The 12,713-nt window shown below is 64.5% G+C and carries 13 protein-coding genes; 4 read left to right on the top strand and 9 right to left on the bottom strand.

Translation table 11 applies throughout. The annotated features are described in order from the left end of the window. Positions 1 to 52: 52 nt before the first annotated feature. Positions 53 to 757, top strand: a complete 705-nt coding sequence (locus L288_RS24465) for a CHAP domain-containing protein (RefSeq protein WP_030538303.1) — start codon at positions 53 to 55, stop codon at positions 755 to 757. 120 nt (positions 758 to 877) lie between these two features. On the opposite strand, the gene L288_RS24460 is transcribed toward L288_RS24465, so the two are convergent. From L288_RS24460 to L288_RS24430, 7 genes are all read right to left on the bottom strand, one after another. After that, a complete protein-coding gene (locus L288_RS24460) occupies positions 878 to 1,147 on the bottom strand; it encodes a DUF3297 family protein (protein WP_021236758.1) in 270 nt (89 codons plus the stop codon). Between the two features lie 32 nt (positions 1,148 to 1,179). Beyond that, a complete protein-coding gene (locus L288_RS24455) occupies positions 1,180 to 2,037 on the bottom strand; it encodes a S1 family peptidase (RefSeq protein ID WP_021236757.1) in 858 nt (285 codons plus the stop codon). Positions 2,038 to 2,039: 2 nt separating this feature from the next. After that, a complete protein-coding gene (locus L288_RS24450; RefSeq protein ID WP_030538301.1) occupies positions 2,040 to 2,462 on the bottom strand; it encodes a DUF350 domain-containing protein in 423 nt (140 codons plus the stop codon). Between the two features lie 118 nt (positions 2,463 to 2,580). Further along, positions 2,581 to 2,892, bottom strand: a complete 312-nt coding sequence (locus L288_RS24445) for a hypothetical protein (RefSeq protein ID WP_021236755.1) — start codon at positions 2,890 to 2,892, stop codon at positions 2,581 to 2,583. A gap of 112 nt (positions 2,893 to 3,004) precedes the next feature. Next, entirely contained in the window at positions 3,005 to 4,246 is a 1,242-nt protein-coding gene (locus tag L288_RS24440; RefSeq protein WP_021236754.1) for an SAM-dependent methyltransferase, read from the bottom strand. Positions 4,247 to 4,278: 32 nt separating this feature from the next. Continuing rightward, positions 4,279 to 5,031 (bottom strand): molybdopterin-binding protein, encoded by a 753-nt coding sequence (locus L288_RS24435; protein ID WP_021236753.1) that lies wholly within the window; start codon positions 5,029 to 5,031, stop codon positions 4,279 to 4,281. After that, on the bottom strand, positions 5,028 to 5,762 hold the full coding sequence (locus L288_RS24430; protein ID WP_031303807.1) for a cytochrome b/b6 domain-containing protein: 735 nt from the start codon (positions 5,760 to 5,762) through the stop codon (positions 5,028 to 5,030). The genes L288_RS24435 and L288_RS24430 overlap by 4 nt, the downstream gene beginning before the upstream one ends. A 385-nt stretch (positions 5,763 to 6,147) precedes the next feature. Between L288_RS24430 and L288_RS24425 the strand changes: the two genes are divergently transcribed. Further along, positions 6,148 to 6,660 (top strand): outer membrane protein, encoded by a 513-nt coding sequence (locus L288_RS24425; protein ID WP_021236750.1) that lies wholly within the window; start codon positions 6,148 to 6,150, stop codon positions 6,658 to 6,660. Between the two features lie 130 nt (positions 6,661 to 6,790). Here the strand turns inward: L288_RS24425 and rlmN are convergent, their stop codons facing one another. Both rlmN and L288_RS24415 read right to left on the bottom strand, forming a co-directional pair. Next, the gene (gene rlmN, locus L288_RS24420; RefSeq protein WP_021236749.1) at positions 6,791 to 8,050 is read right to left on the bottom strand and encodes a 23S rRNA (adenine(2503)-C(2))-methyltransferase RlmN; all 1,260 of its coding nucleotides are present in this window, start codon (positions 8,048 to 8,050) and stop codon (positions 6,791 to 6,793) included. Between the two features lie 70 nt (positions 8,051 to 8,120). Beyond that, a complete protein-coding gene (locus L288_RS24415) occupies positions 8,121 to 8,618 on the bottom strand; it encodes a hypothetical protein (RefSeq protein ID WP_408020358.1) in 498 nt (165 codons plus the stop codon). 151 nt (positions 8,619 to 8,769) lie between these two features. Here L288_RS24415 and dnaN point away from each other — a divergent pair, with 151 nt between their 5' ends. Beyond that, complete coding sequence (dnaN, locus tag L288_RS24410) at positions 8,770 to 9,882, top strand: DNA polymerase III subunit beta (RefSeq protein WP_021236747.1); 1,113 nt, start codon at positions 8,770 to 8,772, stop codon at positions 9,880 to 9,882. Positions 9,883 to 9,948: 66 nt separating this feature from the next. Beyond that, positions 9,949 to 12,561, top strand: coding sequence for an EAL domain-containing protein (locus L288_RS24405; protein WP_169533905.1), 2,613 nt, complete (start codon positions 9,949 to 9,951; stop codon positions 12,559 to 12,561). Positions 12,562 to 12,713: the final 152 nt, after the last annotated feature.

Here is a 12,713-nt window from a genome sequence, read left to right as displayed (position 1 = left end):
CCTAGTTTCGATCGCGGTGGGGCGATTCTTCGATTTATCGGGGTCGCTAATTATGTTTCGAATGGCTCGCGCTGCGATGCTGCTGGCGGCTGCGTGGATATCCATGCCCGCTTTCGGCGCTACGGCGCTGCAATGTGTTCCCTATGCCCGCATCGTGTCCGGCGTGAATATCTGGGGGGACGCACTGACCTGGTGGGACCAGGCTGCTGATCGCTACAAGCGCGGTCACGAACCCCGGCGCGGGGCTGTGCTGGCTTTCCGCCCGGCAGGCCCGATGACGCTGGGCCATGTCGCGGTGGTCAGCAAGATATTGGGTGAGCGCCGCATGCTCATCCGGCATGCCAACTGGTCGGTGCCCGGCGCGATCGAGGAGGATGTGCTGGCGATCGACGTATCCGAAGAGGGCGACTGGAGCGAAGTGCGCGTCTGGCACAGCCCGACCCAGACCATGGGCGCGCGGACGAACCCAACCTTCGGCTTCATCTATCCCGACAAGCCCGGCCTGCGGTCCTTCGACCCGGACCCGGCACTGGGGAGCAGCATACGCCTGGCCGGGATGGACCCCGCGATTGCCGCCAGAATTTCGCATGAGGCGAGGGCGGCGGCGCCTGCCGCTGCGCCAGCAACCGCGCGGCCCCCTGCCATGCCACGGCTAAAAATGGATATGCGCGCGATCGCCTTTGCCGACGCCGCGCCATCGGGCCGGTCGCTCAAGGACATCATCGCCGATGTAAAGCGCGACGCCCGGCTGCGCTAGGTCTGTCCAGGCTGAACGGTGTTCCTGCGCATGCAGGAGCCCCGGTTCCAACGCTGAAACTGGCGCGCCCGCATTCGTCCGAGTGCAAAGGCGGGCAGGATCACTTGCCCGCCGCCTGCCTTATTCGGCGGGCTTGTCTTCGCCTTCGCCCGCAGGCTGTTCGAACCATGCTTCCACGGGGCCAGACAGCTTGATCGTCAAGGGCTGGCCATGACGGTCGCGCGTCTTTCCGGCGGCGACGCGAATCCAGCCTTCGGAAATGCAATATTCCTCGACATCCGTGCGCACCCGGTCCTTGAAGCGGATGCCGATCCCGCGCTGCAACTGCTCCATGTCGAAAAAGGGGCTGCGCGGGTTGGTGGAAAGACGGTCGGGAGGCGTGTCGCTCATGGCTATATCAAAGGTCCTGTGTTTCGCGCGGCCTAGCCGTTCGGCACGGTTGCCGTCAACCGTGGAGCCCCTTCATCCACGTCGCAGTAGATGCGGCGGATCGCTCCCTGCTCCAGCCAGGAGGCGAAGCGCGCCTCTGCATCGGCAAGGCCAGCGAAGGGATAGGCGACCGGCTGGTCATTGACCGCGCGGCTGGCTACGACCAGCCGGATCATCGCGTCGGGCGCGGTCGTCAGGATGCGGCCGCGCCGATCGGTGGCGGCGCTGTTCACGCCGACGACATGGCCGTCCTCCGCGAGGACGGGGCCGCCGCTGATGCCGGACAGCGTGTGATCGCCAGCGGGAATGCGGCCGACCTCCGCCCAGGCCAGCACCGGCTCGGTCTGGTCCGTCTGCCCGCGCCGCGCGCTCGCAGGCCCGATCAGTTCCGACACGACCAGCGTCGGCCGCCCGGCGGGAAAGCCCATGTGGAAGCCGATCGATCCCGGCGCGGGCATGCGGCCGGACAGGGGCAGCACGTCTTCGCTTGGCAGGCCGTCCCTTACCAGCGCGGCGTCCGCTTCCCGGCTCTCGATCACGCGCGACACGGCGCGGGCGATATTGCCTTGTTGCAGGCCGATGCGCGAACAGTCGCGGGTGACATGCTCGGCGGTGAGCCATGCCCCGTCCCGGTCGACGGCGAAGGCCGTGCCCATGCTGTCGCCGGGCGCGTCGCGGGGATCTTCGATGACGAAGGCCTCGTCGCTCCATTGGGGCAGGGGGCGGCGGGGCGAGCGGGGGTCGAATGTCTCCACCTGCAACGGCGGCGGACGCGTGAACTCGCCCATCCAGGCGAGCGCCAATATACCCCCCAGCATCCATGGCAGGCAGCCGATGCTCCGCCGCGCCACGTTCAGCCTGCGACGGCTGCGGCGGTCAGGCAGGCGATGGCGGCCTTCATCATCGCCAGGAAGATGGCGGCCGACCGTTCATCCGCCTCGATCCGGGTGGAAAGGGACCCCAGCAGGAAATCGACGAAGCGAAAGGCGATCAGTTGAAGGATCAGCGTCACGCTGCCCCAGATCAGGATGTCCCAGACATTGACCGATCCCGCAAGGCACAGCGCCAGCGGGATGGCAAGGCCGATCGCCGCGCCGCCCAGCGAGATCGCCGCCGCCTGGTTGCCCGCGCGGATCAGGGCGAATTCGTCATGCGGCGTGATCCACATATACAGCCCCAGCGCCGCCAGCCATGCGACCGTGGCGCAGGCCAGGTGCAGGAGGAAGATGGGGAGCCCGGACAACAGGCTTTGAACAACGGGCATGGGATCGGTCATGCACAGCCAAATGCCGGAACCTGCCAGCAGGTTCAATTACCGGCGAACCATCGTGCCATAATGAGGCGGCGGTGGAGCATGATCCGGTCGCATCATGCTCCATTTCCGATCGACCTTTCTAGCGGCAGATGCGCACGCGGACGTTGCGGTCGCGATAGGGGTTGTAGCGCCATTCGGTCCAGCAGCGCTGGCGGTGATGCCGGTAATAAGCGCGCCTGTCCTGACGCCAGTGACGCCGGTCGCCGCGCCAATATCCCCGGTCATCGCGCCAGTCGCGGCGGCCGTCCCACCGGCGGTCCCAGTCCCGGCCGCCGCGCCACTCGCGATAGCCGCGATCGTAGCGATAATCCTGCGCTTGCGCCGGGGCTGCGGCGCTTAGTCCGGCAACGGCCAGGCCCAGCGCGGCCGCGCCCTTCCAGATCAGTTTCATCTCGACTCTCCTCATGCTTCCGCCGCGCACCGGCGGGGATCATGGGGAGGGAAGATGCGCGCGCCCGGCTGAACCGTGCGGGAACGATGCTGTCAGCGGCCGTTAAGGGGCCTCATCGCGCCCGCAGCGCAGTTTCGGCTTCGTTCATATAATCGCGCGTGATAGGCAGGGTGCGGCGGTTGCGGGCATATTGGACCTGATAATTCACCATGCCGCCATGTTCGAACACGGTCGCCGCTCCGGCGAGATAGAAGGTCCACAGGCGATAGAAACGCTCATCATAGAGCGCGATGATTTCGTCCTTGTGCGCCAGCGTGCGCGCATACCATTGGCGGATGGTCAGGCCGTAATGCAGGCGCAGCACCTCCACATCGGTGACCATCAGGCGCGTGCCCTCGCTGCCCCGGATCATTTCCGACAGGGCGGGGATGTAGCCGCCGGGGAAGATATATTTCTGGGTGAAGGCGTCGGTGATGCCCGGCCCGTCGATCCGCCCGATGGTGTGGATCAGCATCACGCCCTCAGGGGTCAGCAGGTCGCGGCACTTGTTGAAGAAGGCGCGGTAATGGGCGGTGCCCACATGCTCGAACATGCCCACGGACACGATCCGGTCGAACGGCCCGCTGATGTCGCGATAGTCGATCAGCTCGAAACGCACATGATCGGCCACGCCCGTATCCTGCGCGCGCTGGCGGGCGACCTTCAACTGCTCCTCGGACAAGGTGATGCCGGTCACGTCGACGCCGCAGGTGCGGTGCAGGTACAGCGCCATGCCGCCCCATCCGCATCCGATGTCCAGCACCTTCATGCCTGGTTTCAGCAGCAGCTTGGCCGCGATATGCGCCTTCTTGTCTTCCTGCGCCTGCTCCAGGCTGATGCCCGTCTCATTATCCGCATCGGGCCAGTAGGCGCAGCTATATTGGCGGTCGCGATCCAGGAAGAGAGCGTAGAGCGCGCCCGACAGGTCGTAATGATGGGCGACGTTGGCCTTGGACCGGGAGCGGTGATTGGCGCGCCAGAGCGACTGGCGGAGCGACTTGAAACCGCGCTTCAACGGCCCCTTGTCGCTGATCGACTTGCCGCTTTCCCACGCATTGTTGGAGCGGATCAGCGAGATAAGCTCCATGATGCCGCCGCCCTCGATCGTGACGCGGCCGTCGATGAACGCCTCCGCCATGCCCAGCCGGGGATCGCGGATGATGTCGAAGGGAACCCTGGCGTCATGAAATTTCAACGCCAGCGAAGGGAAGGCCGGGTCGGGCGCCCCCGCCGTCACCCGTCTTCCCCCGTGATAGATGATGGTCAGTTGCCCACGGGTGACCAACCGTTTGATGACACGATCGAAAAGTTTCATGGCGGCTAAACTGTCAGGTCATTTCGGTCGCGTCAAATGCCTGCGTACCAATCATAGCCCGCATGGTCTTCCCAATAGCCGCCCTTGCCGCGCCCGGTGCCGGACAGGTGCTCGACCGCCTCGATCCCCATCAGATATTTGGCATGCTTGTAGCCCAGTTGCCGCTCGACCCGCAGGCGCAGCGGTGCTCCGTTCGCCACGCGCAGCGGCTGGTCATTGAGCGCGAAGGCCAAAATCGTCTGCGGGTGGAAGGCATCGATCATGTCGATGCTCTCATAATAGGCATGGCCGTCGCCCATCCTGTCGGCGCAGCGGAAGACGATGTATCGCGCCCGTTCCTTCATGCCCGCCGCGTCGAGCAGCAGGGCGAGCGGCACTCCGCGCCATCTGCCGATGGCGCTCCATCCCTCCACGCAATCGTGGCGCGTGATCTGCTCCCGCTGCGGCAATTGGTGAAGCTGCGGGAGGGAGAGGGACAAGGGCCGGTTCACAAGGCCCGAAATTTCAAGCCGCCAGTCAGCAAAGCCCGACCGCCACAGCGCCTTATATTCGGGCGTGTTCGGATTGCTCGTGCCATTGGGGCGGAAGAAGGGTGAAATCTGGTCGGGGCGGAATTCGCGCGCCAAGGCATCGCGCGCCATCAGGCGGCGTTGCGCCCATTTGTGGAAATTCTCTGCGCTGAACAGCGCCTCGCGCACCGTTTCATGGCGTGCGATGCGGTCGCAACCGGCCAGCGTTGCGCCAGCCCCCAGCATGATCGCCCGCCGGGTAAAGATCAGGCTCATGGCCGCTCCTCCGGCACGCGATAGCGGCCCGTCACGATGGATCGCAATTCGTTCAGCGGCCCCGCCAGCAGGACCATGACGATGTGGACCAGGAAGAAGGCGACCAGAAGGAAGGCGGCGATGAAGTGGATGGAGCGCGCGGACTGGCGGCCCCCGAACAGGTCGAGCAGCCAGGGCCAGGCCGCGTTCATGCCCGGCGACATGGTCAGCCCGGTCAGGATGATGAGCGGCAGGACGATGAAGATGATCCCGATATAGCTGGCCTTTTGCAGCACATTATAACGCAGCGCCGCCGCTCCGGCCGGGAAGCGGAGCCGGGCATGATCGAATATGTCCTGCCAGACATGACGTGGCGCAAGCTCGCCGCGCCGGAAGGCAAGGTCCCGGCGGATATGACCGCTGCCAAGGCTCCACAGCATATAGCCGAGCAGCGCGAAGGCGAACAGCGGCGCGGCCGCCAGATGCCAATGGCGCGACATGGCGAGATCATAATGAGCAGGCAGGGTCAGCCAGGGGCCGAAGCGGTCGAGCTCAAGCCAGGCATGATCGAAATTCGCGCCATATGGGCCCCAATAGAGCCGGGGATGCGCATTGAATATGCCCAGCCCGCTGGCAAGCAGGATGTAGAGCAGCACGGCGTTCGCCCAATGCCACAGGCGTGTGACCCGGCTGTGGCGAACCACCACGGACGGGACCGCGGGGGCTGGGGCCGGGGACGCTGCGCTCACCATGGGGCACTGTTACCTCTTTGCATCGCTATGGTCAAAAATGCCGCTCTGCTCCGTTGGTCTGGCGGAAGCCGCATTGTTCATCTGCCGTCCATCCTCCGTTGGCTAGCTGCCCTGGCCGCCTTTTGTCTGATCGGCATGTCTAGTCAAACTGTTGCAAAATCGCATCATAAGCCAATTATGTTTATGTCGATGTTGCAACGTCATCTAGGAACCATCATATGCGCCCTGTCAGCGATGATGATCGCGGCATGCAGGATGAAAAGGAGGAAGCCGTTACACACGGCATTCTTTAGGTGATCGTGAAAATACTCGAACACTGTTCCTGCAATATGACAAGACGTGCGTCTTTTTCTTGATGCTCGTTCTTTAATTCGATGAGGATAATATGAAGTCTGTGATTTTCGCAGCCGTTGTTGCTGCCGCCGCCGTCTCTGCTCCTGCCTTCGCGCAGGATGCCGCTCCCTTCACCGGCCCGCGCGCTGGCGTGACCGTCGGCTATGACAGCCTCGGCGACGAAGAAGGCGTGAGCTATGGCGTCACCGCCGGTTACGATCTGGCCGTCACCCCGAACCTGACCTTCGGCCCGGAAGTCTCCTTCGGCGACTCCAGCCTCGACAATGACTTCGGCGTCGACGCCAGCCGCGATCTCGCCGCTTCGGTTCGCCTCGGCTATGTCGTCAACCCGCAGTTCCTGGCGTTCGGCAAGGTCGGCTATGCCACCACCCGCTTTGAAGCGCCGGTGGGCGACACCAATTTCGAAGGCGTTCGTTTCGGCGGCGGCGTTGAATTCGCCCTGACCCCCAACGCCTACATTTCGGCTGAATATCAGCGCACTGAATATGAAGCCGAACTCGGCGGCCGTGACGCCGGTGTCGTCGGCATCGGTTTCCGTTTCTGATCCCTCTCGATCGGAATCAACAGGAAGGGCGGTCCCATCGGGGCCGCCCTTTTTGCATGAAGCGGACGGGCGAAAGCAATAAGCTGCCGCAGAATAGCGGCTTCATGCCCCATCAGCGAAGGCCGCGCCCTTACCCCAGCGCCGCCTGCTTCTCCGCCGCCAGCCGGTCCAGTTCCGCGCGGCTTTTCTTTTCCGACGCCGACTTGAGCTGCCCGCATGCCGCCATGATGTCGCGGCCGCGCGGCGTGCGCACCGGGGCGGATATCCCCCCTTCGAACACGATGTCGGAAAAGCGCTTGATCCGCTCCGGCGTGGAACATTCATAGTCCGTGCCGGGCCAGGGGTTAAAGGGGATCAGGTTGACCTTGGCGGGCAGCTTGAACTGGCGGATCAGGCGGACCAGTTCGCGCGCATCCTCGTCGCTGTCATTCTTGTCCCTGATCATCACATATTCGAAGGTGATCCGCCGCGCATTGTTGGCGCCCGGATAATCGGCGCAGGCCTGCAACAGCTGCTCGATCCCATATTTCCTGTTGAGCGGGACCAGTTCGTCGCGCACATCCTTGGTCACGCCATGCAGCGATACGGCCAGGTTGACGCCGATCTCCTCGCCCGCGCGCGCCATCATCGGCACCACGCCGGACGTGGAAAGGGTGATCCGCCGCTTCGACAGCGCCAGGCCGTCCCCGTCCATCACCACCTTCAACGCGTCGCGCACATGATCGAAATTATAGAGCGGCTCGCCCATGCCCATCATCACGATGTTGGTCAGCATGCGCCCGTCGGTCGTATATTGCGGCGTGTCGTCGGTCTCGTCGTCATTGGCCGACGCCATGCTGCCCTTGGGCCATTCGCCCAGCGCGTCGCGCGCCAGCATGACCTGTCCGACAATCTCGCCCGGCGTCAGGTTGCGGACCAGCCGCATCGTGCCGGTATGGCAGAAACGGCAGTTGAGCGTGCAGCCGACCTGGCTCGACACGCACAGCGTTCCCCGGTCGGCGTCGGGGATGAACACCATCTCATAATCCTGGCCGTCATCCGAACGCAGCAGCCATTTGCGGGTGCCATCGCTCGAAACCTGGGCCTCCACCACCTGCGGACGGCCGACCACGAACCGCTCCGCCATCCAGCCGCGCATCGGCTTGGCAAGGTCGGTCATCGCGTCGAAATCGGTTTCGCCACGATGATAGAGCCAGTGGAACAACTGCTTGGATCGCAGCTTGGCCTGCTTGGCGTCCAGGCCCGCTTCCTCCAGCATCGCCTTGATCTGCGGGCGCGACAGGCCCATCAGGTCGGCACGGCCATCCTCGCGCGGCGTCACCGCGCGCGGCACGGGCACAGGGTCGATAGCGCCGGGAATCGGCATCAAGGGGTTGGCGGCTGTATGCATAGCCGGCGCACATAGTCGATTCCGGCGGATTTATAAAGGGGAGCGTCCGGGACCGGAGCGCCCCGGCCATTCACCGCAACCTGGCGCATCCCAAAGCTGCCGCATCGATCGCCGTCGCCGCCCCGCGCAACCTGTAGGCGTCGGCAAAGGCCCGTCCGTTCGCGCCCTGCGTCTGCACGCTCATGCTGCTGGCCGACCGCATGGCGGCGATGATCGCGGCGTCGGCGCGCGGGCCGGGGGCCCAGGCGTCCCCCTTGCCTGCCACCAGCGGGAACCGGCGCTCTCCCACGCTCAGGATCACGGGCGCTCCCTCGGCGCGCGTGCGGCTCAGGCGGAAATGGACCTGGCCGCGTATATGCCGCCGGGGCCAGGTGCCGACAGCGGCGAAGCCGTTCCCCCGCGTGCCCACTGGCAGGGAAATGGCGTAGCAGCGCGGCGCCGCCGGATCGCGGAAAGCGCCCCAATATTCGAAGATGCCAAGCGAATCCTTGGCGAAGGCTGGCGCGGCGATGGCGAGCAGCGGCAGGAGGAAGAGGGACAAGCGCGCCATAGGACGGGCAAAGCGCATGCTGTGCCTTTTTGCAACCCTTGCCCAGGCGAAATGACCAGCGAGCGCTTGCCGCCGCCGTCATAGCGGCTATGAAGGACCATCCATCATTGTCGCCCGGATTCGACCGTCTTCGGGCTTTGCGCAGAAAAAGAAACGGACAAACAGGGACATGAAGGCCACCATCGAACGCGCAACGCTCCTCAAGAGCCTCAGCCACGTCCAGTCGGTGGTGGAGCGGCGCAATACGATACCGATCCTGTCCAACGTGCTGATCGAAGCTTCGTCGGACGGCGCGATCAAGCTGATGGCGACCGACCTCGACCTCCAGATCGTCGAAAGCGTGTCGGCCCAGGTGGAGCAGGCGGGGGCCACGACCATTTCGGCGCACACGCTGTTCGACATCGCCCGCAAGCTGCCCGAAGGATCGCAGGTGTCGCTCCACGCGGCGGAGGGCAAGATGCTGATCCAGGCGGGCCGCGCCCGGTTCAACCTCTCGACCCTGCCGCGCGACGATTTCCCGGTGATCGCGGAAGGCGACCTGCCCACCAGCTTCGAACTGCCCGCCGAAACGTTGAAGCAGATCATCGACAAGACGCGCTTCGCCATCTCGACCGAAGAGACGCGCTATTATCTGAACGGCATTTATTTCCATGTGTCGGATGATGGCCAGCCGGTGCTGAAGGCGGCGGCGACGGACGGCCATCGCCTCGCCCGCGTCACCGTGCCGCGTCCCGATGGCGCGGACGGGATGCCCGGCATCATCGTGCCCCGCAAATGCATCGGCGAACTGCGCAAGCTGCTCGACGAGGTGGAAGGCTCGGTCCAGATTTCGCTGTCCGCCAGCAAGATCCGCTTCGGCCTTGGCAGCGCGATCCTGACCAGCAAGCTGATCGACGGCACTTTCCCCGATTACAGCCGCGTCATCCCGACCGCCAACGACAAGCTGCTCAAGATCGATCCGCGCAGCTTTGAAGAAGGCGTGGACCGCGTCGCGACCATCGCCACGGAAAAGACCCGCGCCGTCAAGATGACGCTGGACCGGGACAAGATCACCCTCTCCGTCACCAGCCCGGAAAACGGCACCGCCGCCGAAGAAGTGCCCGGCGCATTCCAGGGCGAAGGCTTCGATATCGGCTTCAATGCGCGCTATCTGCTCGACATATTGGGCCAGATCGACAGCGACCTCGTCGAACTGCACCTGGCCGACGCGGCCGCGCCCACGCTGATCCGTGAAAATGACCGCAGCCCCGCGCTCTACGTACTCATGCCGATGAGGGTTTGATTTCAATCGGCAGATTGAAGACGGGAAGGTAATTCTCTTTCAACCTCTGGCTGTTACGCGATGGCTATGGTCCCATCGCGTACAAAGCTGACAGACGTTCAGTCATGGCCTGTCGATCTGGCAGCCGCGCTTGGGCTTGCGGAAGGGGGGACGGAAGTTTCCCCCTTCTGGATATCGAGCAGCCTGGGCCAGATCGCCCGGTTGTGGCCGCTGATCCTGCTCGCCAAGCTGTGCACCTTCGCCTTGCTGCACGCGTCTCTTTTTCAGGGAAGCGTGGCCTATACGCTCATCCTGACGGCGATGCTGCTGATCGATGGCGTCGTGATGATCGCGCCCAAGGGCGGACGATTCCAGCAGCAGCGGCCGCATGTGCAGAAATGGCTGATGCTGGCGCTGATGTTCCTGTCCAGCTTCACCTTCGGCCTGCTGCTGGAACCCGCCGCCAATCCCGGCGGAGTGCCCAACGGCCTCCTTGCCGAAATACTGGTCGCGATTCTCGTCGTCTGCATCTTCGGCGACCGGCGGCTGCTGGGCGCCTGCTATTTCCTTGGCACGCTATGCGCTTCCATGCTCCAGCAGGCGCCATTCGCCCAGACCGGCCTGCTGTTCATCTGCCTTGCAGGGATGATGATCGCGACGCTTCGTCAGGCGCGGGCGGACCGCGACCGCGCGATCGCCCTGCATCAGCAGGACTTGCGCGCGCAGCGATCGGACCGGCTGCTCCAGGAATATGAGCAGTCGGGGCATGGCTGGTTCTGGGAAACCGATCGCCACGGCTGCCTCACCTATATTTCCGATACGCTGGTCAGCACCCTGGACGGTATGCCCCAGGGCGGCATGATCGGGCGGCGGCTGACCGACCTTATCGGCAATGGCGATCACCAGCATGGCACTGGCGAGCGTACGGTTGGCTTCCATCTGTCGGCGCGCACCGGCTTTTCGGAGATCGCGGTGCGCGCGGCGATGACGCAGGATGAGCGCTGGTGGTCCATCTCCGGCCAGCCGGTCTTCAACGAATATGGCCAGTTCCACGGCTTTCGCGGTAGCGGCGCGGACCTTACCGCCATGCGCCGCAGCCAGGCGGAGGTGCAGCGGCTTGCGCAATTCGATTCGCTGACCGGTCTTCCCAACCGCGTGCAGGTGCTGCGTTCGCTGGAAGAGGCGGTGGCCGGGCCGCAGGGCATGGGGGCGAGCGAATGCACGCTGATGATGCTGGACCTCGACCGGTTCAAATCGGTGAATGACACGCTGGGCCATCCGGCGGGCGACGCCCTGCTGCGGCAGGTCAGCCAGAGGTTGCTGGAAGTGGCCGGCAATCGCGGTCTGGTCGGCCGGCAGGGCGGCGATGAATTCAAGATTCTGCTGCCGGGCCATCATGACCGCCGTTCGATGGAGCAGCTTGCCCGCGCCATCATCGCATCCCTGTCGCGTCCTTATTCCATCGAAGGCACGGTGGTCGTGATCGGCGCGTCCATTGGCATTTCGGTCTGTCCGCAGGATGGCGTCACTGCCGACGCGCTGATCCGCAATGCCGATCTTGCGCTCTACGCCGCAAAGGGGGATGGCCGGGGCGTCCATCGCTTCTATTCCAGCGAGATGCATGCCGACGCCGAAGATCGCAGGCAGATGGAGGAAGATCTGCGCCACGCGCTCGCGTCGGACGCCCTGCATCTCGTCTATCAGCCGGTCGTGTCCTCCCAGACGGAAAGGATCACCGGCTATGAGGCGCTGCTGCGCTGGAATCATCCGGTGCGCGGCGCGATTTCCCCGGCCGTGTTCGTGCCCATCGCGGAGGAAAGCGGCCTCATCGCGCCTCTGGGGGAATGGGTGCTGCGCACCGCTTGCCGCGACGCGACTCAGTGGGTCGATGACATCAGGGTGGCGGTGAACGTATCGCCGATCCAGTTCGCCAATCCGGGCCTGCCCGCTTTGGTGATGAGCGCCCTCGCCAATTCGCAGCTCGCGCCCGAACGGCTTGAGCTTGAAATCACCGAAAGCGTGTTCCTGAACGATGATGACGGCACGGACGCGACCTTTGCCCGGCTGAAGGCGATCGGCGTCCGTCTGGCGCTCGACGATTTCGGCACCGGCTATTCCTCGCTCGGCTATTTGAAGAAAGCGCCCTTCGACAAGATCAAGATCGACCAGAGCTTCGTGCGCGGGGCGGCGGTCAAGGGCAACCGCAACAGCGCCATCATCAAGGCGATCGTCAGCCTTGCCGAAGCGCTGGGCATGGACACGACGGCCGAAGGCGCGGAAACGCAGGACGAACTCGCCCTGATCCGCCAACTCGGGTGCAGCCATATTCAGGGATATGTCTATGGCCGCCCGCTGACGGCGGAAGACGTGCTGGAACGGCAGCGGAGCCATGGCACGCTGGCTTTGGCCGAAGGGTTCCAGTCCAGCCGCCCGGAACGCAAGACGATGCTGCGGACGGTCAATGTGCTGCATGACGGGCATAGCTATACCGCCCGCATCCGCAACATCTCCGCCACAGGCGCGATGATCGAAGGATTGTGGAACGTGCCCGAAGGCACGATCTTCGCGATCGAATTCAGCGAGAGCCTTTCCGTGAACGCGACCTCCCGCTGGTCGCTGGACGACCGGATGGGCGTGGAATTCGCCGCCCCGATCGACCTTGCCGCACTGGGCGCGCATTCGCGCTCGCTCGCCTGCTAGGAGCCGCCCGATCAGACGGGGCTGGCACGTCCCGATCCGGCATAGCGCGCCCGGTCAGCGGCCGGCGCCTGGGACCGGATTGTTCGCCATCAGCAAAGAAAAAGGGAGCGGCCGTCTCCGGCGCTCCCCATTCCCAACCGATGCTGGTGATT

Source organism: Sphingobium quisquiliarum P25 (assembly GCF_000445065.1).
Lineage (GTDB): Bacteria > Pseudomonadota > Alphaproteobacteria > Sphingomonadales > Sphingomonadaceae > Sphingobium > Sphingobium quisquiliarum.
The sequence above is the reverse complement of the archived record's forward strand: the minus strand, read 5'-3'. Positions and strand labels throughout refer to the sequence as shown.